Origin of the sequence: Roseibium algae (genome assembly GCF_037783265.1) — a bacterium.
GTDB classification, from domain to species: Bacteria; Pseudomonadota; Alphaproteobacteria; order Rhizobiales; family Stappiaceae; genus Roseibium; species Roseibium algae.
This window is the reverse complement of sequence record NZ_JBAKIA010000002.1, coordinates 1-22,872: the sequence shown is the minus strand read 5'-3', so window position 1 is coordinate 22,872 and position 22,872 is coordinate 1. Positions and strand designations below refer to the sequence as shown.

At 55.3% G+C, this 22,872-nt stretch carries 23 protein-coding genes and 1 tRNA gene; 15 read left to right on the top strand and 9 right to left on the bottom strand.

All coding sequences use genetic code 11. The features are described from left to right. The first annotated feature begins 147 nt into the window (after positions 1-147). From bglB to V6575_RS03775, 6 genes are all read left to right on the top strand, one after another. On the top strand, positions 148-1,266 hold the full coding sequence (gene bglB, locus V6575_RS03800; RefSeq protein WP_340272757.1) for a beta-galactosidase BglB: 1,119 nt from the start codon (positions 148-150) through the stop codon (positions 1,264-1,266). Positions 1,267-1,357: 91 nt separating this feature from the next. Continuing rightward, positions 1,358-2,638, top strand: a complete 1,281-nt coding sequence (locus V6575_RS03795) for an ABC transporter substrate-binding protein (protein WP_340272756.1) — start codon at positions 1,358-1,360, stop codon at positions 2,636-2,638. A gap of 85 nt (positions 2,639-2,723) precedes the next feature. Next, entirely contained in the window at positions 2,724-3,617 is an 894-nt protein-coding gene (locus tag V6575_RS03790; RefSeq protein WP_340272755.1) for a carbohydrate ABC transporter permease, read from the top strand. Between the two features lie 49 nt (positions 3,618-3,666). Further along, entirely contained in the window at positions 3,667-4,515 is an 849-nt protein-coding gene (locus V6575_RS03785; RefSeq protein WP_422785525.1) for a carbohydrate ABC transporter permease, read from the top strand. Positions 4,516-4,525: 10 nt separating this feature from the next. Next, positions 4,526-5,647, top strand: a complete 1,122-nt coding sequence (locus tag V6575_RS03780; RefSeq protein ID WP_340272754.1) for an ABC transporter ATP-binding protein — start codon at positions 4,526-4,528, stop codon at positions 5,645-5,647. A 1-nt stretch (position 5,648) separates the two neighbouring features. Next, positions 5,649-6,953, top strand: a complete 1,305-nt coding sequence (locus tag V6575_RS03775; protein WP_340272753.1) for a Gfo/Idh/MocA family protein — start codon at positions 5,649-5,651, stop codon at positions 6,951-6,953. Between the two features lie 58 nt (positions 6,954-7,011). Here V6575_RS03775 and V6575_RS03770 read toward each other — a convergent pair whose 3' ends face one another. Both V6575_RS03770 and V6575_RS03765 read right to left on the bottom strand, forming a co-directional pair. After that, entirely contained in the window at positions 7,012-7,452 is a 441-nt protein-coding gene (locus V6575_RS03770) for an MAPEG family protein (RefSeq protein ID WP_340272751.1), read from the bottom strand. A gap of 26 nt (positions 7,453-7,478) precedes the next feature. Next, positions 7,479-7,799 carry a YciI family protein gene (locus tag V6575_RS03765; protein WP_340272750.1) on the bottom strand — a complete coding sequence of 107 codons (321 nt, stop codon included), beginning with the start codon at positions 7,797-7,799 and terminating at the stop codon, positions 7,479-7,481. Positions 7,800-7,915: 116 nt separating this feature from the next. Here V6575_RS03765 and V6575_RS03760 point away from each other — a divergent pair, with 116 nt between their 5' ends. Then, positions 7,916-8,605, top strand: a complete 690-nt coding sequence (locus V6575_RS03760; protein WP_340272748.1) for a TetR/AcrR family transcriptional regulator — start codon at positions 7,916-7,918, stop codon at positions 8,603-8,605. A 437-nt stretch (positions 8,606-9,042) separates the two neighbouring features. Beyond that, a tRNA-Gln gene (locus V6575_RS03755) sits at positions 9,043-9,117 on the top strand. Between the two features lie 172 nt (positions 9,118-9,289). Here V6575_RS03755 and V6575_RS03750 read toward each other — a convergent pair. The 7 genes from V6575_RS03750 to V6575_RS03720 form a co-directional block, all read right to left on the bottom strand. Next, complete coding sequence (locus V6575_RS03750; protein WP_340272747.1) at positions 9,290-10,963, bottom strand: recombinase family protein; 1,674 nt, start codon at positions 10,961-10,963, stop codon at positions 9,290-9,292. Then, on the bottom strand, positions 10,960-11,469 hold the full coding sequence (locus V6575_RS03745) for a DUF2924 domain-containing protein (RefSeq protein WP_340272746.1): 510 nt from the start codon (positions 11,467-11,469) through the stop codon (positions 10,960-10,962). The genes V6575_RS03750 and V6575_RS03745 overlap by 4 nt, the downstream gene beginning before the upstream one ends. Then, positions 11,466-11,921, bottom strand: a complete 456-nt coding sequence (locus V6575_RS03740) for a hypothetical protein (protein WP_340272745.1) — start codon at positions 11,919-11,921, stop codon at positions 11,466-11,468. Before V6575_RS03740 ends, V6575_RS03745 begins: the two co-directional genes overlap by 4 nt. Before the next feature lie 380 nt (positions 11,922-12,301). Then, a complete protein-coding gene (locus V6575_RS03735; RefSeq protein ID WP_340272744.1) occupies positions 12,302-12,670 on the bottom strand; it encodes a 5-carboxymethyl-2-hydroxymuconate Delta-isomerase in 369 nt (122 codons plus the stop codon). Between the two features lie 3 nt (positions 12,671-12,673). Further along, positions 12,674-14,134, bottom strand: a complete 1,461-nt coding sequence (locus V6575_RS03730; protein WP_340272743.1) for a glutamine synthetase family protein — start codon at positions 14,132-14,134, stop codon at positions 12,674-12,676. 3 nt (positions 14,135-14,137) lie between these two features. Further along, a complete protein-coding gene (locus V6575_RS03725; RefSeq protein WP_340272741.1) occupies positions 14,138-14,602 on the bottom strand; it encodes a flavodoxin domain-containing protein in 465 nt (154 codons plus the stop codon). Next, positions 14,599-15,831: an FAD-dependent oxidoreductase gene (locus V6575_RS03720; protein ID WP_340272740.1), complete on the bottom strand. Its 1,233-nt coding sequence runs from the start codon at positions 15,829-15,831 to the stop codon at positions 14,599-14,601. The genes V6575_RS03725 and V6575_RS03720 overlap by 4 nt, the downstream gene beginning before the upstream one ends. Positions 15,832-16,101: 270 nt before the next feature. Here V6575_RS03720 and V6575_RS03715 point away from each other — a divergent pair, with 270 nt between their 5' ends. From V6575_RS03715 to V6575_RS03685, 7 genes are all read left to right on the top strand, one after another. Beyond that, on the top strand, positions 16,102-16,515 hold the full coding sequence (locus tag V6575_RS03715) for a Rieske 2Fe-2S domain-containing protein (RefSeq protein ID WP_340272738.1): 414 nt from the start codon (positions 16,102-16,104) through the stop codon (positions 16,513-16,515). A 62-nt stretch (positions 16,516-16,577) separates the two neighbouring features. Further along, the gene (locus tag V6575_RS03710; protein WP_340272737.1) at positions 16,578-17,804 is read left to right on the top strand and encodes an aromatic ring-hydroxylating oxygenase subunit alpha; all 1,227 of its coding nucleotides are present in this window, start codon (positions 16,578-16,580) and stop codon (positions 17,802-17,804) included. A gap of 78 nt (positions 17,805-17,882) precedes the next feature. Continuing rightward, positions 17,883-18,617 carry a hypothetical protein gene (locus V6575_RS03705; protein ID WP_340272736.1) on the top strand — a complete coding sequence of 245 codons (735 nt, stop codon included), beginning with the start codon at positions 17,883-17,885 and terminating at the stop codon, positions 18,615-18,617. 94 nt (positions 18,618-18,711) lie between these two features. Then, entirely contained in the window at positions 18,712-19,569 is an 858-nt protein-coding gene (locus V6575_RS03700; protein WP_340272735.1) for an IclR family transcriptional regulator domain-containing protein, read from the top strand. A gap of 172 nt (positions 19,570-19,741) precedes the next feature. Then, positions 19,742-20,755: a TRAP transporter substrate-binding protein gene (locus tag V6575_RS03695; protein ID WP_340272734.1), complete on the top strand. Its 1,014-nt coding sequence runs from the start codon at positions 19,742-19,744 to the stop codon at positions 20,753-20,755. Between the two features lie 83 nt (positions 20,756-20,838). Continuing rightward, entirely contained in the window at positions 20,839-21,369 is a 531-nt protein-coding gene (locus V6575_RS03690; protein WP_340272733.1) for a TRAP transporter small permease, read from the top strand. Then, entirely contained in the window at positions 21,369-22,670 is a 1,302-nt protein-coding gene (locus V6575_RS03685; RefSeq protein ID WP_340272732.1) for a TRAP transporter large permease, read from the top strand. The genes V6575_RS03690 and V6575_RS03685 overlap by 1 nt, the downstream gene beginning before the upstream one ends. The last annotated feature ends 202 nt before the right edge of the window (positions 22,671-22,872 follow it).

Sequence of the window (22,872 nt, the reverse complement as noted above, 5' to 3'; positions counted from 1 at the left end):
CTGCTGCGCCATTTCGTGTTTCAAGTTCGAAAGTGAATAATTGTTTTTCTTGCTGTCAAAACAGCATTGAAATCTGTTGGAGAGTGTGGTTGCATAAAAAATGAAACTTAATTCCGAAAAACTGAAATACGGATAAGGGATTGGAATATGCATCCTCTGCTGAGGCAAAAAGACCGTTTCATTCAGCGGGATGGTGTTTGCGATCTGATCGACCGTTTGACGGACAACCTGATCAACATCGAGGACAAGACCGGTGAATTCCTGCTGCGTCTGGAAGATGGTCGTGTCATCGACACCAAGGGCTGGGCAGGCTGGGAATGGACCCACGGGATCGGGCTTTATGGACTGTTTCAATATTGGCAGCTGACTGGCAGCCAGAGCGCTATGAAAATCATCACCGAGTGGTTTGACGCGCGTCTGGCAGAAGGTACGCCGACCAAGAATATCAATACGGTCGCGCCGTTCCTGACCCTGGCCTATCTGCATGAACAGGCCCCGGACCCGCGCTGGGTACCTTATCTGGAAACATGGGCCGAATGGGTGATGTATGAGATGCCGCGCACCCGCGAAGGCGGCCTGCAGCACATCGTCTACAACAGCGTCAATGATCAGCAGATGTGGGACGACACGCTGATGATGAGCGTGTTGCCGCTGGCCAAGATCGGGCTGATCCTGAACCGTCCGGAATTCGTCGAAGAGGCGAAGTATCAGTTCCTTTTGCATGCTCAGTATCTGTGTGACACACAGTCTGGACTGTGGTTCCACGGCTGGACCTTTGACGGTGATCACAATTTCGCCCGTGCGCTCTGGGCACGTGGGAACAGCTGGATCACGATTGCGATCCCCGAGTTCATCGATCTTCTGGATCTGGCAGAAACAGATCCGTTACGGCGTCATTTGGTTTCGCTGCTGAACCGGCAGGCCGTATCCCTCAAGAAATATCAGCATGAAACCGGGCTCTGGCATACGCTCATCGATGATCCGGACAGCTATCTGGAAGCATCCGCAACGGCTGGTTTTGCCTATGGTTTGATGAAAGGCGTTCGCAAGCGCTACCTCGGACCGGAATATCTGGACGTTGCGGAGCGCGCGATGAAGGGCGTGATCGACAACATCAATCCGGAAGGAGAGCTTCAGCAGGTGTCCTTCGGTACGGCCATGGGCAATGATCTGGACTTCTATCGGCAGATCAAGAGGACTTCGATGCCTTATGGCCAGGCCATGGCCATGCTGTGTCTGACGGAGCTTTTAAGAAGTTACATTTAAGCGCCGGGGGAGGGAGCCCCTGAACGCTGGAATGCGAGCGAGAGTATGAGATCCGCCAGAAAATGGCGGGCACTATTGGGAGGAGAATAGCATGAAAATGAACCGCAGAACCGTATTGGGTGGCATTGGCGCGGCAGCTGCCGCATCCGCGTTGCCCTTTTTGCCTGCCATGGCAGCAGACCGGTCCATCCGGCATTTTTGGTGGGGCAATCCGGAGCGTGACAAGCGCACATTCGCCGTGATTGACGTGTTCCAGAAGAACCATCCTGAAATCGAGGTCTCTGGCGAGACCATTGGTTGGGGCGACTACTGGACCAAAATGGCGACCCAGACGGCTGGCAGGAACATGGCCGATCTCGTCCAGATGGACTATCGCTTCCTGTTTGAATACGTGCGCCGTGGGGCGCTTAAATCGCTCGACGATCACATTGGCAAAGGGCTGGACCTGTCGAATTTTGACAAGGGGCCACTCTCTGGTGGCATGGTCGACGGCAAGCTCTATGCCTTGAACATCGGCTCCAATTCTCAGGTAATTCCTTACAACACCCGCATCTTCGAAGAAGCTGGCATTGACGCAGATGTCATCAACTGGACACGTGACGATTTTGCAGGTGTCTGCGAAAAGATCACGTCTCATTCTGGCGGTGCCATCAAGGGCTCAGACGATCTGTCTCTGTTCATTGAGAACTGTGAAGCCTGGATCCGGCAGAACGGCCGCAATTTCTACGATGAAGAAGGCAACGTTCAGGCGACGGCAGAGGATGTCGCAGGCTTCTGGCAGTTCTGGACGGATCTTCGCGAAGCCGGTGTCGTGCGCGGCAAGGACAAGACGCTGATCCTGGATGCGCCGATGGCTGAAAGCGGTTTGATTACCGGTGAAAGTGCCATGGTGCTTTATTGGTCGAACCAGCTGGTTGGTCTGCAGTCCTTGACCAAGGACAAGGTTGGCGCGGCGATGATCCCGCATAAACCGGGCGGAGCCTTTGGCCAGTTCATCAAGCCTTCCATGTTCATGGCCTTGACCCGCGATGCCAAGGACGTTGATGGCGCTGTCGCCTATATGAACGACTGGATCAACGAGCCTGAGACCACGGCGATCCTGGGGCTGGAACGCGGAATTCCGGCAAATGCCAATGTTCGCGCTGCCCTTGCTCCGAACTTCTCAGAAGTTGAAAGGGAGTCTGTCGATTATTTCAACGCCATTCAGGACAAGGTCGGCGCATTGCCTCTGCCAGCTCCAAAAGGGGCAGGCGAAGTGCGCGATGCCTACATGCGGATTGGCTCGGATGTGGTGCTGGGCAACATGACATCGCAGGATGCAGCGGCCATCTTCATTGAAGATGCCCAATCGATTGTCGATCGGGCTCGGTAAGCAAGGTCTTCGCGTTTAAGCTACCTCACTCAGCACTGGATCCCGGGCTTCTTGCTCGGGGTCCTTTCCGGGACAGGATCGTTTTATGAGACGTTTCATCGCCCGAAATGCGCCAGGCTATGTGTTTCTCCTGCCGTGGTTCATCGGGTTCTTTCTGCTAGCGCTTGGGCCGATCCTCGCCTCGCTTTATCTGTCGTTCACCCGTTACGACATGGTGGCCGATCCAAGGTGGGTCGGGCTCGATAATTTTGAGTATATGTTCACGCGCGACCGCCGGTTCTGGAAGGCGCTGGAGGTGACATTCACCTTTGTCGCCCTATCGGTGCCCGCCCGTCTGGCGATGGCGCTGGGCGTTGCCATGCTGCTGGACAAGGGTCTGCGCACCATTGGTCTTTATCGGGCGATCTTCTATCTGCCGTCTTTGCTGGGAGCCTCCATCGCCATCGCAATCCTGTGGCGGCAACTCTTCACCGCTGATGGTGTGGTCAATCAGGTGCTCGCCGTTGTGGGCATTCAGGGGCCAGGCTGGATCACGGATCCCGAGACGTCGCTCTACACTCTGGTCGCCCTTGCCATGTGGCAGTTCGGATCGCCGATGCTGATCTTCCTGGCGGGCCTCAGGGGCATCCCGCGCGATCTCTATGAGGCCGCGGAAATCGACGGCACGCCAAGGTGGCGCCGGTTCACCCGCATCACGCTGCCGCTGCTGGCGCCGGTGATCTTCTTCAACCTGGTGCTTCAGACCATCGAGGCGTTCAAGACATTCTCCAGCGCCTTCATCATTTCAAACGGCACCGGCGCGCCCGCAGACAGCCTGCTTTTCTACACGGTCTATCTTTTCAATGAGGCCTTCAAGTTCTTCCGGATGGGCTATGCGTCCGCACTGGCTTGGGTGCTTCTGGTGATCATCGCGGTCTTTACGGCCATTGCCTTTTTCACCTCGAAATATTGGGTGCACTATGAAAACGACCGCGACTGATCTGGAGCTCGCCCTGGAGGTGGATGAAGCCGCGCGCGTGGCTCATCAAATGCGCCTGGCTCGTGAAAAGCGGGACCGCACGGCGCGGATCATGAAGCACATCTTCCTGATCATCGTGTCCTGCGTGATGCTGTATCCGCTGTTCTGGCTGGTGGCGTCGTCGTTCAAACCGGAGAACGAGATTTTCGGCAATCTCGGCTTGTGGCCATCCCAGTTCAATTTCGACAACTATACCAAGGGCTGGAATGCCCTGCCAAAGCCCTTCACCATCTTCTATATCAACTCGGCCATCGTCACCGTGTTGTCGGTGATCGGCAATCTCATCTCCTGCTCGTTCGCGGCCTACGCGTTTGCTCGGCTGAAGTTCAACGGGCGAACGCTGTTTTTCGGCCTGATGATGATGACCCTGATGATCCCCTATCATGTGGTCCTCATCCCGCAATATGTGCAGTTCTTGGCGCTTGGCTGGGTCGATACCTATCTCCCGCTCGTTGTGCCGCGCTTTCTGGCTTCCGATGCCTTTTTCATCTTTCTGATGGTGCAGTTCTTCCGGCAGTTGCCAAGGGAACTGGATGAGGCGGCCATGATCGATGGCTGCTCGCCCTACAAGATCTACTGGGCCATCATCTTGCCGCTGTCTCTGCCTGCCATGGGAACCGCGGCCATCTTTTCGCTGATTTGGGTGTGGGAAGATTTCCTCGCGCCGCTGATCTACCTCAACGATATCAAGAGCTATACGGTTCCGCTCGCGCTTCGCCTGTTCCTGGATCAGGAAGGCCAGTCTGCCTTTGGGCAGATGTTCGCGATGTCGGTTCTGTCGCTGGTGCCGGTCGTGATCTTCTTCGTTCTGTTCCAGAAGTTGATTGTTCGCGGCATAGCCACCTCCGGAATGAAATAAGGATACACAGATGTCAGGTTTGACGCTGCGAAACGTTGGCAAAAGCTACGGCACGCTCAACATCATTTCGGAACTGAATCTCGATGTGCACGACGGCGAGTTTCTGGTTCTGGTTGGCCCCTCCGGCTGCGGCAAGTCCACTTTGCTGCGCATGATTGCCGGATTGGAAGATATCACGGACGGAACGATCTCGATCGGCGACAGAATCGTCAATGATCTGCCAGCCTCCAAGCGTGAGCTGTCCATGGTGTTCCAGAGCTACGCGCTTTATCCGCATATGAATGTGCGCAAAAATCTGGCGTTTGGGCTGCAAAATCTGAAGATGCCACGTGTGGAAATCGAGCGCCGGGTCGCCGATGCTGCGCGTATTCTTCAGATCGAGCCCTTGATGGACCGCAAGCCTCGCCAGCTCTCTGGTGGCCAGAAACAGCGGGTTGCCATTGGCCGTGCCATTGTTCGAGAGCCAAAGCTGTTCCTCTTCGATGAGCCCTTGTCGAACCTGGATGCAGAACTGCGCGTTCAAATGCGCGCCGAACTGGCATCGCTCTACAATCGGCTCGGTACGACGATGATCTATGTGACCCATGATCAGGTGGAAGCCATGACCATGGCCAGTCGGATCGTGGTGTTGCGGGCGGGCAAGGTCGAGCAGGTGGGAACGCCGCAGGAGCTTTACAACCGACCGCAGAACCTCTTTGTGGCAGGCTTTATTGGCTCGCCGAAAATGAACACGTTCCCAGCGTCCATATCCAGTCAGGCTGGCCAGAGTATTGCCAGCATTGACGGTCTGCCAGATGTTGTCCTGCCGGGTCTTCCGACGGATGATACGTCACTTACCCTGTGCGTCCGTCCGGAAGCCATGAAGATCATCAGTGGCGATAGCAAAAGTCAGAGCGATGGCGTTCGGATCGATGGTGAAATCCGTCTTGCCGAATATCTTGGCAGTGAAACCCTGCTGCATGTTGCCTTGCCGTCCGGCCAGATCATTCTGGTGATGGGCAGTGGTCATGATCAAGTCCGGCCGGGGCAAGCTGTCACTGTAGGGTTTGATATGACCGAGCTTCATTATTTTGACAGCGCCGGATTGCGCCTGGACCCCATGACAGATTCCCTAGAAACGAGAGCCAGCTAACGTGAAGATAGCCATCGTTGGATGCGGATCGCGGCACAAGATGTTCAGCGGCTCCGTTGTCGAGGATTATGCCGACAAGCATGAAATCGTCGCCTTGTGCGACAGCAATGCACATCGTTTGGGTTTGGCGTCAAAAGCCGTTCCCAAGCCCGGCACCAATGGCGTTGCAACTTATCTGGCGCCCGATTTTGATCGGTTGATCGAGGAGCAAAAGCCAGACACAATTGTGGTTGCAACGCCGGACTTTTTGCATTCTGATTATATTGTGCGAGCATTTGAAGCTGGCTGTGATGTTATCTGTGAGAAGCCGCTGACAATCGACTTGACCCGGCTGAAACAGATTTTGGAGGCGCAGGAACGAACCGGCCAGAAGGTCATGGTGACCTTCAACTACCGCTATTCTCCAGCACGTACCCAGATCAAGCAACTGCTTGCTTCCGGCACTATCGGAACGGTGACCGCCGTGGATTTCCGCTGGCATCTCGACCGGGTCCATGGCGCTGATTATTTCCGCCGCTGGCATCGCCAGAAGGAAAACTCCGGCGGATTGCTGGTTCATAAATCGACCCACCATTTCGACCTGCTCAATTGGTGGCTGAACTCCGCTCCCAGTGATGTCTATGCCTCCGGGCGTCGGGCCTTCTATCATCCGGAAATGGCGGTTGAACTTGGCCTGTCTGACCGTGGTGCCAGGTGTGCGGACTGTCAGGTGTCTGACAAATGCGCGTTCCATCTTGACCTGGAGGGCGATGCGGAGCTGGCCAGCCTTTACCGCGAGGCCGAGGCGGACGATGGCTATTATCGGGATTTGTGTGTTTTCGACGCGGAGATCGGCATTGAAGATACGATGCAGGCGCACATCCGTTATGCCTCAGGTGTCACCGCCAATTACACATTGACAGCCTACTCCCCTTGGGAAGGGCTGGAGATCAAGTTTCAGGGCACAAAGGGCGATATCACCCATCGACATGTTGAGGTCCATGGTGTCTTTGGCGGTGAGCGTGCTCACGCGGGTGACGAGGCCGTGACGACGGAATTGCATCTGGCTGGTGAAGAGCCACGGATGCTCGACGTCCCCCTTGGTGAGGGGCACCACGGCGGTGCAGATCCCGTCATGCTCGGTTATATTTTTGACCCGGACAACATGGAACCGGATCAATATGGCCGGGCGTCGGATCATGTGGCCGGTGGCTGGTCGATCCTGACCGGCATTGCGGCCAATGCCTCTATAGAGACCGGATCTGCTGTCAATGTGCAGTCCATGCTACGAGCTCGAGGCATCCGGCTCGCAGCGCTGGGAACTTGAATTGAACGATCATGCCCGGAGCTTTCTCCACACCGGGGCATGATGATGTCAAGGTCCGTCAGAAAAGAGTGATCAGCGCCGCAACGGCGAGGACTGCGTTTGCGGTCATTGCTCCTATAAAGCACATTGACCTTGGACCTCCCGAGGCGCGGCCGATGCCTGAATAATAGACTGCCCAATAGAGCAACCTGAAGGCCAGGTAGATCCCCGCAAGCCAGTTGACGAGAGCTGGCGATGTTCCGGCCGCACTTGCAGCCAGAAGAGCAAAGCCAAAGATCGGCAGGGTCTCAACGGTGTTCGAATAGGTGCGCATGACCCGAAAACTCAAACTGGAGTGATCCAGCTTGAGTGGCAGTCCGGGAGTTTGTTCCTTTTTGAGGAAGGCCAGTGGCACGCATAGAATGGCTTGCACGATTGTAACGATAACGAGGAGAGCCAGAATGGCAAAGGAAGGCCGATAGGCTGCAAGATATGGCACGGCCTCAAACAGGGATGTCATGTTTTGAAAACTCCGTAGGTATTCAATTACATTTCTATGTTCATGGCTTCGGCGACTTCAATGGTTCCGCCCGCCGACAAATGCGGGCAGCCCTGAACCATTGTGATGGCCTCGCTCATGGAAGGTGCCTCAAGGATCGTAATACCGACCGCAGGATTGGCTCCGCCGCCCTCGCTCACGCTGCCATCGGACAAGACCGTCATTGAGGGACCAACCGGCATTCCCGGATCAATAAGCGCATCGCCAAGCCCCTGGCTCCAACTGCGCCATTGAACCATGTGATTTTCTCCCGCTTCCTTCGTCTCGAACCGAGGTGAGCCGTGATAGACAAGAACGTATTTCGGCATGGGAAGTCCCTTTCAAGAGTCCGTATTTCGTGACGTGGACATCATGACAGCGATCTAAATATGTTAAAGAACATAATTAGAATGTTGATACAGTTCCGATAAACGGGAGACGCGATGTGCCCTATACCAGTGTTCACAAGGAAGAGACCCGCTTGCGCATTGTTGAAGCCGCTCGCATGTTGTTCAACCTGCATGGCTTCAATGGGGTCTCCATCGATATGGTCATGGCCAAGGCTGGTCTGACGCGGGGCGGGTTTTACAATCACTTCAAGAACAAGGAAGCGCTGTTCAGCGCAGCCGTCTCTGGCTTTTTGATGGGGCGAGGTGCTCAGTGGCGCGCAGAGGCGGGAATAGATCAGACCTGCCCGGAGGGGCTGATGGCGCAGCGCATGATCGACAGTTATCTGTCGAGCAAGCATCTGGGCGATATGGAAAACCAATGCCCCATGATCGCCTTGCCGTCCGATGTCGCCCGCTCAAGCCAGGATGTTCAAAGTGCCTATCAGGAACTTTTGACCGCCATGGTCGGGTTGTTTGAAAAGAGTCTGTCGGACAAGGACACGTCGTCTAACCACGATGAAGAGAAAGCATCAGAAAGCGCTGCGCAAACACCTGAGAACGGCAATCTGAAAGATGCACCTAACAGTGCCGAAGAGATTCGACAGCAGGCTCTGTCACTGGCGGCCCTATGTGTCGGCGGGATGGTTCTGGCCAGAACACTGCCCGGATCCAGGCTGGCCGAGGATCTGCGCATGGCAGCCCACGCGACAGCCAGAAGAATGGCCTCCGGTGCGCCGACAGCCTGACATGCAAAGCTTCGCATGGTGAGTTTGCAGCTATGGCTGTTTCGTCCAACACCCGTCATGTGACCGATTATCTTGATCACAGCCGCGTTCTCGCGTTTGGCGCTGAGCTGAAACCATCGCTGTGATCGTTCCTGTCTTGACTGGAAGTGCCAACAATGGACACAGGGTCAGTCACGCCGCCCACAAATGCATGATGAGAACCATGCCAGCCGATATCCATGTGAATTGCTCTGCCCGCCTGCCATCCCAAGGCGTGAAACGACCTGCCAGGACCGTCAGCTTTGAAGGCAGGTAGGGCAGGGGAGGTGGTCAAAAATCAAGGATGGCAGGCCCAGGTGAAGACAGGTTGGGGAAAACCAGCAAAACGCACCCCACACAATGGCCATGAAGGTCTTGCACTCGGCAGATGCGACAGTTATACACCGTCCTCACATCAATGGGGTGTAGCCAAGCGGTAAGGCAGCGGTTTTTGGTATCGCCATGCGAAGGTTCGAATCCTTCCACCCCAGCCATTCTCCCGATTTCTGCCAAATACGCGTTTGTTTTCCTGATATTCGTTCGGATTATCAGAGCTTTACGCTGTCTCTGTTTTATAGATGAGAGCAATCAGTGCGGATACTTATGTGATTTGCCCCGTTTTTCTGCGTTTGCGTTTTCCGCGCATGGGGTTTGCCATGACCGGGCTTACCTGAGCGAGTTGATAAGGTCCCGCTGGTCTTGAAAGTCACTGGGCAGCGTCTGACGCAATAGCCAGTCAGAGGTGAGAGCGGTTGGTTGTTCGCCTTGCAGAATGTCCCGGACAATGTCGGGCGCCAGGAACGCCAGTGAGATTACCCGCTGAACCGTGTTGGACGAGGTGTTCTCGTTTGCGGCAATCTCGGCAAAGCTCTGACCTTTTTGAGCAGCCCTGTACCACCGGTTCGCGGCCTGGATATTCTTGATCAGTATTGTGTCTTTTGAGGTCTGCGTCCCTTGCGACGATGCCTGACCCTGGCCCTCATGGGTTCGGATGATCAGCCTGGCTTCCACACCGCGTTTGCGCCGGGTGAACGGAACAATGATCTTGTGTATGTCCGAACTGATGTCCGACGGGCCTATGCCGAAGTGTGTGGCGAGCGCCTCAACATCCAGCTCAATCGTTATTTGGCCCGGCTGCAGTGTGCAGCGTTTGAGCAGATGAAGGGTGTTTGCCGGGATGGCGCTTTCTATTTGCATCTCCGCGAGCCGGTGGTCGACCTGATCAATCCTTGCTACATCCGGAGCCGCGCCGTCAAGAATACCGATCGCACCTGCACGTTTCAGCAACCGAACGACCGCCGCGTAAAGGCTTGCTTCCAGATCGGCTGCTGGCAGCCGCCAGCCGTCCTTTAGACCTGGTTTGATCAGGCCAGCGGAGACGTAATAGCGGTAATGCTTGCCTTGTTTCCTGGCGTGACTGGGAACAAGACGCTGACCAGCCTCATCGAACAGCTTGCCCATCAACGGCGAGGGGGCTGTTGCTCGTGTTGCCGTACCGCGTTGGTATGGCGCTTTGCCCGCCAGTTGCTGTTGAACTTTCTCCCAGGTTGCTTGATCGACAATGGCCGGATGCAGCCCTTGATGGATCTGTGTCTTGTGCCGGATATTGCCGCAGTAAAGCGGGTTGGTAAGAATGGCGTGCAGGTGCGACGGATCAAATGGCTTGCCGCCAAAAGATTTGCCTGCTTTGGTAACGCGCTTTCGGGTTGTGAACAGCAGGCGGTCAGCATGGTTTTTGACCGCGGCAACCGACCCATGCTCCAGATAGAGTTCATACAGCTGACGAATGATGCTGGCTTCCCTGTCGTGGATCTGAAGTGTTCTGCCATTTGGCCTATAGCCCAGCGGCACGGCTCCTCCCATCCACATTCCCTTTTTCTTGGAGGCTGCAATCTTGTCCCGGATCCGTTCTGCGGTGACTTCCCGTTCGAATTGGGCGAAGGAGAGAAGAACGTTCAAGGTGAGCCGCCCCACGCTGGTGGCCGTGTTGAAGCTCTGCGTCACCGAGACAAAGGAAGCGTCATGCCTGTCCAGCCGGTCAACAAGCCTGGCAAAGTCGGTGAGAGACCGCGTCAAACGATCGATTTTGTAGACGACGATTTGATCCACCAGACTTGCGTCGATGTCTGCAAGGAGACTTTGCAGCGCAGGACGGTTCATGTTGCCCCCAGACAGACCGCCATCGTCATAGGTGGTGGGTAACAGCACCCAGCCCTCATGCTTCTGGCTGGCAACATAGGCACTACAGGCTTCCCGCTGTGCATCCAGCGAGTTGAAGTCCTGATCGAGGCCTTCCTCGGAGGATTTTCGGGTATAGATGGCGCAGCGGACTTTCTTCATGCTTCATCCCTCGCCAGTTGCGCAGTTCGTGTAGATCGCGAAGGTGACGGCATCCGCTTGCGCAGCCCAAAGAACGACGGTCCGGACCAGGTGGTTCCTGTGATGGTTTTGGCGATGGCAGACAGAGACCGATAGGAACGCCCATCCATGGCAAACCCATCTTCCTTGACTTCAACCTGGTAGGTGCGGCCGTTCCATTCACGGATCAGATGCGTTCCCGGTGCGATACGCGTCGATGCAGATTTTCTTCGGTGAGCTCGTAAGCTGCCTTTAAGCTCCGTTTGAACGGCCTTTGAAAGCCGTTTGAGGGCAGGGGTGCCTTTGCATTGTCGCTCAAATGACAAGGCACGGCGCATGAATGTCAGGGAGGCGTTTCTGGGTGGTGCGGTCCTGAACAAGGCGATCCAATCACGAACAACCTGTTCCCGCTCGCAGAGATGTTGGCCAGTTTGTTTGCCGTTTTTGGGTCCGCTGCGGCATTTGGCACAGGCTGCCATGATCGTCATGACGTCTTCTCGCAGCCCTTGCCAGCCGGAGGCTTGCATGAACGATAGATGGTCTCTTTATACTTGGGCGAGAAGACCGTTTCGTTCCCGTGCCCGGAAGCCCGCAATCTGCAGATGGCAGCCCTGACGCTGGGGATCTTCCAGCCAAGTTTGGAAGCAAGCACGGAACATCTGATGCCATTCGGCAAAGCCAGAAGCTGCAACATCTCGCGTTGTCTGACTGAGGGCGCAGATGGATTGCAGCCGGATTTAAGGAAGCGGCCAGCTTCTAGGTTTGCGGACACGGCAGGCCCTGGATCAGACAAGGCCGCAGCATTGTCTGGGCGCACCTGCTCCGTGAATGCCGACGCAGTCATACAGCTGCTGGTATCCAATGTTCTTTCAGCGTCCAAACGAGCAAACCTTGCCCTTTGGCTCTGCAGCAAATCAATCAGGTTGGTTTTGAAAGTCATTCCGTTCTCCGCTCAAGGGTAAAAACCCTGGGCCCGACCAACGTGGTCGTCGTCCCACTGAGCGAAGCCCGCACAATTCGGCGGGCAGAAGGTGTCCTATCGGTTGGCGCCCCGGGAGCCGGAAAACACTCCCGGAGAAGAAGGCCACAGCAGTCTCGGTCTCGCACCGCACATAAAGCGGAGCTATCCGATGCATGAGCGCCGAAAACACCCATAGCTTCCTTGCCATGGGGATTACAAGTCCAGCGCCAAAATGTTGTCGGCCATTTTCCGGTGGACGGTATTTGTCATAAGCTCACCCCCGCCCCTAAGGATCGCAGGGTTCTTCTCACAGAGGTGGCAAACTATCCTGAAATTTTGCGACAAAACCGCCTAGTGGCCTAAGTCAATAACGAACGATTTTTTGCAACCCGTTTCTTATAGGCATGGCCGTCCATATCGCGGATGTCGACGCTGATGGCATTGATGTCGGGGCAAAGACTGACCAAGGTCTCACGGCACGTGAGGGCCAGTGCAGCCTTTTGCTGCGGCGTGCGTCCTGCCAGAAGAGACACAGTCAGATGAAGGAAGCTTTGCGAACCATCGTTGAGCCTGAACGTTTCGAAGGGAATTGAACGAAGTTTGATGTCCTCAAGCTTCATCACTCCGGTGTCCGCGGCTGCCTGGCCGAGCTGTTCCATAAGAACGGCGAAGTCGATTGCAGGAGAGGTTTCCGATGGGGCGGAATATTCAATGACAAAATGGGGCATGGTTTAAAACAACGAGAAATATTCGCGCTGCTCCCATTCTGAAACGGTCATCAGGTATCGATCCCATTCTGCGTGTTTGATGCGCGACAGATAGGCACAGAGATCAGCCCCTATCGCCTCAGGATAGAAAGTACTGGCATCGAAGCGCTCCAGAGCAGCAATCAGGCTTTTCGGCAAGTTGACAGCATCGCTTGCGTAGGGGTTCTCCACCGGGGCTGGAGCCTGCAGGTTTCGCTTAATCCCGTCATGGCCGGAGAGGATCTGAGAGGCGATAAAGAGATAAGGGTTAGCTGTGGGCTCGCCAATTCGGTTCTCGATCCGTGAGGCCTTGTCGCCAGGCGCCATCAACCCGCGCACCATTGCACCCTTATTGTCGCGTCCCCACTGAATACGGTCAGGCGCCAGCTGGTAGGGTTGATATCGCTTGTATCCGTTGACCGTTGGTGTGGTAAGGAGGCAGCTTTCTGCCGCGTGTTCCAGCAAGCCAGCGATCCAGTTGCTGGCGATCGGTGAAAGGCTGGAGGCGCTGTCAGGGATCATCAAGTTGGCGCCGGTTTTCAGATCAATAATCGACTGGTGCATATGCAGGCCGCTGGGAACGATGCCTTCCAGTTTCGGCCTGCACATGAAGGTCGCGTGCAGGCCTTTACGGGCGCAGATTTGCTTGACTGCTGAGCGGAACAGAACCGTGTGGTCCGCATTCGCAAGCGGAGTGGCGGGCTCGAAGGTGAACTCGCACTGACTTGGTCCAAACTCAGCCTCCATGGAGCGCACTGGTAGGTCCAACGCTTGGCAGGCCCGGCGCAGGTCGTCCATGATGTCTTCCAGCGCGTCGTACCGGGCTTCGGTCAGATACTGGTAGCCATGAGAAACAAGGCTGGTTTCCGGTGGTGTCGAAGGCATCCCGGCATCGCCATGGCCAAGGTGGGCATTTTCCATACGGAAGACATAGAACTCGAATTCCAGGCCGCACATCATGGCATAGCCGTCTTTGGCGAGACTGGCCTCAGCCTTCTTCAAGGCCGTGCGGACACAGAAGGGCATCTTGCTGCCGTCCTTGTAACGCACGTCACAGAGCATCCAGCCGCTGTGCGGGGACCAGGGTAGGATCTTGAAGGTTGATGGATCTGGAAGGATGAGGACGTCGCCGGCTCCGGTAAGATTGTTGGCGCCAAAGCCAATATCGTCTTCCCAGACGGGAAAGACCGTTCGGTGGGATGTGTCTTTAAGCAGCAATGTTGAGGTCATTGCCATACCGTTTCGGAAGGCAGAGGCAAGACCTGCCGCAACAATGGTTTTCCCGCGCAGAACGCCATGCTGATCAGCAAAGGCGAGGCGAATGGTCTCCACGCCATTGGCTCTGATTTCATCAAGAATGTCAGCTGCCATCTGCAGCTCTTCGTCGCTGTACCAGGACTTGCCAGACTTCAAATCCGCCGGCGTGAATTTGGAAGGCTCATCCACGATCTACATTTCCTTCGAGTTCAGGGGAAATTGGTTGAGGATCTCGGAGATCCACGGCACTGCCACGTCTTCCGGCGGGCAGTCGCCAGAAGCATCATGAGTCATGCGTTCTCCCACCTGTGTGGCGCCGCATGACTTGAGCATATCTGCGAGCTTCAGGGAACCATGTGTGAATGTCTCGGCATATTCTGCGTCTCCGAGCCCAAAGACGGCAAATTGAATGCCAGATAAGCTATTTCCGGTTTTTGCCAACTCCTCGGCAAAGGGTTTGGCGGAGGTCGGAAGTTCACCGTCGCCATAGGTCGAGCACACAATTACGTGGAAGGTTTCGTTGCTGAGGGCGCCAGGATCGACGTCGGCCAAATTGATGCAGTCGATGTCATGCTCGTCATTCAGCGCCGACTGTATGTCTTCAGCCAGCATTTCCGCGTTCCCGGTTTCGGTGCCGTAGAGGACGGAAATTTTCATAGTTTTTGGCCCCGCTGTTTCGCCACGTTTATGAGTTTTTTTATTGAGGTGATTTTCTGCCTGCAGCGACCGGGGAGGCTCTGACCTCGCTCCACTCGATCGATCTGCTGCCAACCCGGATAGTCGGTGCAATTGGGTAACTCGGCAAAGATGGTCGCCCCCGTACGAGCAGGATCGATGGCGAGCTCGCTCAGGATCAAAGCCGCCGTGTCTTGGACATCCGTTCGGCTCTGTGGGATCGTTCCGCGCGGTCCATGGCGGAACCAGCCTGCTGAATAAAGCCGCTCAGCAAGCTTCCCACCCTGCTGGGTCGCTGCTTTGGTGATCAGAGCGTCCCGGTTGAGGTCGCCATCAGACATGAAGCCAATGGCAGTGATGAGCGACGTCGCGCCAATAATTTCATCACTTTCTACGCTTGCAACGCGCAGGCCGGTAACCTGACTGTCACCTTCGACGGCCAAAGGCTGTGCTCCGAAGCGGAAGTCGACGCGGATCGAACCTGTCCCATGACCGTTCAGGTCGTGTAGCGCCTGGAGCTTCTTTTGCTCTTCCGGGTCGGAAGACGGCTCTGATTCCTCCATCGTAACGTGAACGTTTTCCAGTTTCCCCAGTTCGCGTACCATCACAGGGTCAAACTTGACTTTGGCAGCAGGTGAGCGCCCGACAATGGTGATGGTCTCGATGTTATTCGCCGCGAGCCATGCAGTTGGACCGGGACCAAGATCGGACCCTTCAAGTTCGGCTGGGGTTTTGCACAGAATACGTAGCAAATCGACGGCAACATTCCCATTTCCCAAGATCACCGGATGGGCGCCGAGGTCAGGTAAGTCTGCAGCGTCGGGATGCTCGTAGAGCGCGCGGGTCAGGCGGGCAGAGCCATAGACTTGTGGTAGGTCACCACCTGGAATATCGAGAGGCCGGTCCGAGCTAAGGCCTGCAGCCAGCACGGTCGCATCGTAGGCCGAGCTGATCTGAGCGAGCGATAGATCGCGGCCAACCCTAACATTGCCGAAAAAACGAGCGCCCTGCCGTTCGAAAATGCGTGCAAATTGCCGTGTGACAGCCTTTGTACCCTGATGATCGGCAGCCACACCGTATCGCGTTAAGCCAAAGGGAACGGGTAGGGCATCTATCAGATCTACTTTCAGATCTGGCGCGAGCTTTAAAAGAGTTTGCGCTAAATAACATCCGGAAGGCCCGGCGCCTACGATCGCTATCTGTCCCGACATTATTCTATAGGCCCTTCGCTTAGCCGCCTTTGTTGAAAGGTTCCTGTTGTTGGTCCACGTCCTCTATTCAGCAACCGGCAGAACCCATTTCTCTCTCAAGCCGTTCCATCAGGCCCATTTGACTTCATTAGGAAATGAAGTATGTTCGATAGTAGTTCATATGTTCATATAACGCACAAAATCTTAATCGTAAAGCGGGCCAAAAAGAGCAGGTTAGACCCTGGCTTCGAGGGAGAGTGGAAATGAATGGGGGCCAACGGGACTGGAATGATGAGTGAGAGCAACTCGACTGCACCGGACGCCTGGGTAAAGGCAGCGCTTGTGAGCGAACTCGACGGGACACGCCCGGTAATGCCGGTGACCCTCTATGGTCAGTCGCTCGTCCTATTTCGCGATGACGAAGGCGAACTTGGCCTGATCGGTCGGCACTGTCCCCATCGTGGCGCGGATCTGTGTTTCGGTCGCCGTGAAGATAATGGCCTGCGATGTCCGTTCCATGGGTGGCATTTTGATCGCACAGGTCAATGTCTGGAGCAGCCCGCCGAGCCAGAAGATTCAACAATGTACAAGACGATAAAGCTCCCCAGCTATCCGCTAGCGGAAAAAGACGGCGTCATTTTTGCGTATATGGGCGAGGGAATGCCGACCGCCGATACGGTTTTTGCAGAACCACCTCTTTCCTGAGGCACACACATCAGTGCGTCCGATCTCACTATGGCGCGACTTCCAGTTGAAAGGACATCCAGATGATTTCTCAAAAGCTGAACGATCAGATTACACGCATCGGACCTGGAACCTCTGCCGGAGAAGTCTTGCGCCGCTATTGGCAGCCAGCAGCTTTGACGGATGAATTGACTGAGGCGCGGCCGATGGTGCCGGTAAACCTGTTGGGAGAACGGCTGGTTCTACTTCGTCAGTCAAATGGTGAATTCGTTCTCATGACCCGGGAAGCATGCCCGGACGAACCGCCGGCCTATTATCCGGAGTCGGATGCTCTTGAAGTGGTGCAGAATGGCCCGCGCTATCCGGTCGTTGAGATGAAGGGCATGTATTTCGCCTATATGGGTCCAAGTGCGGCGCCAGCTTTCCCGAAGTTCGATTGTTTTCGAGCACCCGACAGCCATGTCTTTGCCTTTAAGGGAATTTGGGAGTGCAACTGGCTGCAAGCTCTCGAAGTCGGAATCGATCCATCACACGCTTCCTTCTTGCACCGCTTTCTGCAGGACGAAGATCCTGAAGACAGCTACGGTAAGCAGTTTCGCGACAAGGCAGCCCATACGAACATGCCGATGACCCAGGTTCTGAGGGAATACCCGCGCCCGGACATTGAGGTTGAGGAAACCGATTTTGGCCTCAAAATCACTGCGCTGCGTCATCTGGAAAACGATTTTACCCATGTCCGGGTGACCAATCAGATTTTCCCGGAAGCGATTTGCATCCCGATGTCGCGGGAGATGACCATTACCCAGTGGCATGTGCCAATCGATGACGAGAATTGCTATTGGTACACGCTCTTCACGAGCTTCGCCAAGCCGGTCGATAAGCCGCTTATGCGTGAACAGCGACTGAAGGAACACCGGTTGCCGGACTACGCTCCGCTGAAGAACCGTTCGAACGATTATCGCTTCGATCCAGAGGAGCAAAAGACCCTGACCTACACAGGCATGGGGCTCGATATCAATGTTCATGACCAATGGGCCGTGGAGAGCATGGGGCAGATCCAGGACCGGACACGCGAGCATCTCGGGCGAGGGGATGCAGCCATCGTTCGCTACCGGCTGATGCTTCGCAAGGCGATCAAGGCTGTCGAAAGCAATCGGGAAGGCGCTCTTCTCATGCGTGACGAGGCAGCAGCCACGATCGTAGGCCCGCTGTCAAATGATGCCATTACCGCCACGGGCGACTGGAAAGAGGCAAGCTGGGAGGCGGATAAGCAGCGTCGGGCTGAATGTCCATGGGACGCCACTGTCTGAGCTTTACTGAGGCAATGGGTGTGAAATGAACAGTGTGGTTCCATTTCTCCGCCCTAAACGGACGATGTAGGCGGACCAATGACTATAATTAGCGACATGGGTATCCGCCGAATGGAGGGGCGCCCCTTCGAGGACATCCTAGATGGGTATTTCCCCTTGCGCGAAAGCATTCGGCAGCTTCTGCAACGCCAAGGCTTCAGCGCTATGTGGATTACACTCTTGCATGCGCCTTTCATGCAAATTGGAGGGCTTGCGGAAGATGCGCCAGTTCCTCTCCATTTGCGTAAAATCTATTCGGGAATGATCGACCATATGCTGTTGCTGGCCTTCAGTACGCCTGACGGCATGGTCCTTGCCGGAACGGGTGACTGGATCTTCGTCGATAGCCGGGAAGAGAATGACTTATTTCCAGATAGCATCCGTCTCGGCGAGCCGGCCTTCGTGCGTGGCGTTGGTCTGATCGAAGACTGCAACACGTTTGATGAAGAAAATGACTTTACTCCCCTAGCATTTCTGCAACCTGAAGCGCCTTCGCCGTCAGGAGATGAGGTTCGGCTATCTGCGGTCCATCACCTTGGATGGCAAGCTGGAAAATGCTTCGCGCTGAAGCCGGCTGACCTCGGTATTCGGCGGCAGGTAGGCAGAGATGTCCAGACACTGCCTTTCGGGTCTGACCATAGCGGCAGAGAAGCCTCTTGGGACGATTGGCCTCTTCCGATGCCCGGACACCTGCGGCCAGCAGATTGGCTCCTTGTGAATGCAAGTCCGGACCAGGTTCGGCGTGAATCTCTGGAGGTGGCGCTGCGGCTATAACCACGTTCCGCCCGTCAATTGATTGGCTATGCCGTTTTCTTGCGTTTTTACAGATCGTTCGATTTATAGTCGCGCAAATCGTGATTATTCAGAGATGCGTGACATTGAAAACGCAGAAGCAGGCGGGGCGGTGGTTAAAGGTTTCATCGGCCCTCCAGGCGGGGGAGCTAAAATGACGGCCAACGGCATGGAGCGCAAGATTCAGGATCGTGACATATCGCTGACCTTTGCTAAGGGTATGAGCGTACTCAAGGCCTTTGATACATCCTCGACTCATTTGACTTTGCCACAAATCGCAAGGACGACTGGACTAGACCGAGCCACGACAAGGCGGCTGGTGCTGACCTTGGTGCATCTGGGCTATGTGAAGCAGGAAGACCGGGTGTTCTCATTGACCCCTCGTATTCTGGTTCTGGCAGGCGGCTTCCTGCAGGGGCGGCAGTTTGGCAAGACTATCGAGCCTGTAATCCGCAGTTTCTCCAACCAGATCTCTGAGCCGATCTCCATGGCGATGGTGGATGGTGATCAGGCGGTCTATGTCGCTCATGCGGGGGCGAGGGCTAATTCTGTAAGCATTGGCTTTACCGTTGGCTCCAAGCTGTCCTTGTTGAGCAGCGCGATTGGCAGAGCCTTGGTGGCAGGTTATCCCGCCGGTGAGGCCGAAAAGCTTATCGCTACAGCACCGCTCGTACCATTCACAAACGCTACCAGCATGGACCGGGATGCAATTGCGGCGGATATAACCGCAACTACGCAGCGTGGATACGCATATGTGGTCGGCGAATTCGAGGCGGGTGTCGCAGCGGTTGCGGTTCCCGTGCGTCCAGACAACGCCGAACCCAATGCGATTGGGGTCTCCGGTGATGCTTCCCGGTTTGAGGATCCGAAAGTACGGCAGAACATCATCGAAACGCTTCGGGAATGCGCGAAGGTGGTCGCAGAACTTCTTTGATCAATTGGCACGCAGATGCCCTAAAATTCATCTTGCCCATAATGGCGGCATTTGCCTGAAGGTTTTGTTTGACAGTGAGGGTCTCTGCAGTAACAATTGCTGTATAAAAAAAACTTGGTGCGATAATCGCACAATTTAATGCAGCTAGCTATCGCCAAGCGGGGAACCTTCCATGAAATCCAAACTCCTGTCTGCAACTCTTCTAGCCCTCGGTCTGACCACTACAGCGTCCCAGGCCGAAACCATTCGCTATGCTCACTTCATGCCGGCGCAGAGCTGGCAGCAGAGCATCATGTTTGAAGCCTGGGCCGACGCGGTCGATGAGGCGTCTGGCGGCGAGCTGGACGTGAAGATCTTTCCAGCTCAGACGCTCGGTAAAGCACCCGCCGGTTATGATAATGCCAAGAACGGTGTCGCTGACATCGCCTGGACTGTCCAAGGCTACACCGCCGGCCGCTTCCCGTTGAGCCAGATTATGGAACTGCCGGGCCTGTTCAAACGCGCTGAGGTTGGGTCCTGCGCCTTCCAGAAGCTTTATGATTCCGGTGCTCTCAACGAAGAGTATAAGGATACCCATGTGCTCTTCGTTCACACTCATGGCCCCGGTCAGCTCCACATGGGCGACAAGCCGGTCAAAGCACTCTCAGATTTGAAGGGGATGAAGCTACGCCGCCCGACCGCGGTGATCGGTACTCTTCTTGGAGAACTGGACGCTGAGCCTGTGGGACTTCCTGCCCCGGCAATTTATGAGAACCTCGAGCGTGGTGTAATTGATGGCTACATGCTTACTTGGGAGTCGGTAGAAGCATTCCGCCTTGCGGAATTGACCAAATACCACACCGACTTTGGTTTCTATTCGCTCGCCTTTGTCACCACAATGAACAAACGCAAGTATGAAGGCCTGTCGGAAAAGGAAAAGGCGGCCATTGATGCCAATTCTGGCATGAAGTGGTCTCTGATTGCCGGTAAGGGCTACGACGAAGCGGATGCGGAGGCAATCAAATCTCTTGAAGCCAGCTCTGAAATCTTCGAGATTCCGGAAGCGGAAATGACCGAATGGCAGGCTGCTGCGGACCGCGCCAAGGCAATCTATCTGAGCGAACTTGACGGAAAGGGTCTGCCAGGCACCGAAACCTATGAAACGATCAAGGGTTACGTCAGCGATTGCCAGACAGAGCTGAACTGATCTCGGTAATTGAATAAGGGCAGGAGCCCGGCGATCAGCGTCGAGCTCCCGTCAATTTCAACTTGGAATACACAGGGCGGCAGATGAGCAAGTCGGCACACCAATCCAGCCTGACATCACAGATGGCGAAGGTCACCTCACGCGGGTGCGAAGTCGTTGCCATCACTGCCATTCTAAGTCTCTTTATTGTGGTCGCAGTCAACATTCTCATGCGGGCAGTTTTTGATGTCTCGGGAACGCAAATCAATCTCATGATCCCGGGCGCAGTAGAATTGGCCAGCTATGCCTTGCTGATAGCGGTTTTTGCTTCCTTGCCTGCTGCGCTCGAAAAAGGGCTGATCCGGGTGGATGTTCTGACCGGGATGATGCCGAAAGGTTTACGCGAAGCACTTGACCGCTTTTGGTATCTCGTTCTCTTCCTGTTTGCCGCCGCACTTGCCTGGCTTTTCACTGGTCAGGTCGCAGAGACTTTTGAACGTGGAGAAGTGACGCAGGACTGGGCCATCCCGCTTTGGATACCCTATTTGGTCATTACGATGGAATGCGTTGCATTTGCCGTGGTGTCTTGCGCCATCACCGTCAATCCGGCCGTTATCAAACCGGAGTCGGTGTAATGGAGCCTTTGACTATCGGCCTGATCTCCATCTGCCTGTTGTTTCTGACTGTTCTGATCGGCGCGCCAGTCGGGCTCGCGATGGCTTTGGTGGGTGTTGGTGGTTTCGGCATGATTGTCGGCTTCGAAGCGGCTCTCTCGGTGTTACAGACGGCTGCCTTCGAGACAGCATCAAGCTACTCCTTTACCCTCGTGCCGTTGTTCATGCTCATGGGAAACCTGATTTCCCAATCTGGTATGGCATCCAATCTCTTCCGTGGTGCCGAACGCCTTACTCAAGGGCAACCTGGCGGTCTTGGGGTGGCAGGTGTAACTGCAAGTGCGGTCTTCTCTACCGTATCCGGCTCGTCCCTTGCCACCGCTTCTACCATGACCAAGGTCGCCTATCCGGAGATGCTGAAGCGCGGTTACGATACGCGTCTTGCTGCTGGATCGCTTGCGGCCGGCGGGACGCTCGGTATCATGATCCCGCCCTCGATCGCGCTATTGCTTTATGCGCTGATCACTGAGCAATCGGTCGGTGAGATGTTCCTCGCCGGCATTCTTCCAGGTTTGCTTGGATATGTGCTTTATGTGATTACCGTTTTTATCATGGCGCGGTTCTGGACTAGCACGCAACAGGAAGACCTGGAAGCCTCTTCTGGTCTGGCTGGATGGTTGGATTGCTCTCGGCTGTTCGCGCCCGCCTTCTGCCTCTTCGGACTTGTTATGGGTGGGCTTTATGGTGGTTTCTTTACACCGACTGAGGCGGGCGGTGCCGGTGCTGCCTTTGCCTTGATCTATGCGTTGTGGAAGGGGATGCGGTGGACAGGTTTCCTTCAGGCGTTGCGTGCGACCGTTGAAACCACGGCGACCATTTTCTTTATCCTGATTGGCGCGGAGGTGTTGGGTTTCCTGATTTCCACATCACAGGTGTCATTTGCCATGGTCGATCTGATGCGCGACATGGGGCTTGGGCCTTGGCAAGTGCTGATCGCAATAATGGTTTTCTATGTGGTGTTGGGCTGCTTCATGGAAAGCTTGGCGATGATCCTGCTGACTGTTCCGATCTTCTTTCCTGTCATCATGGAAAGCGGCTTTGACCCTGTGTGGTTCGGCATTATCGCCGTGGTGACTGTGGAGCTCGGCCTGATTTCGCCGCCTGTTGGGATGAACCTCTTTATGGTGAAGTCAGTTGCCATCGAGCTGCCGCTTCGCAAGATCATGGTCGGGGTGGTCCCGTTTATCTTCGCTGATATTATCCGCCTCGCAATTCTAATTGCCTTTCCGGCGATCGTTCTGCTGCTACCCGGACGTATTTAGTAAAAATACATGGGTGCTCCTCCCCCTTTGAATTGGTCCTCACCTGTAGTTAGGAAACTGGAGGACCAGAGATGGCTATGAAGCGACCAAAACCGGAAGAGATTGTCGTTAAGTTGCGACAGGTTGAAGTGCTGATGGGGCAAGGCATGACCCGGATTGATGCGATCAGACAGATCGAGCAGATGGGCCGATGTGACCGAGC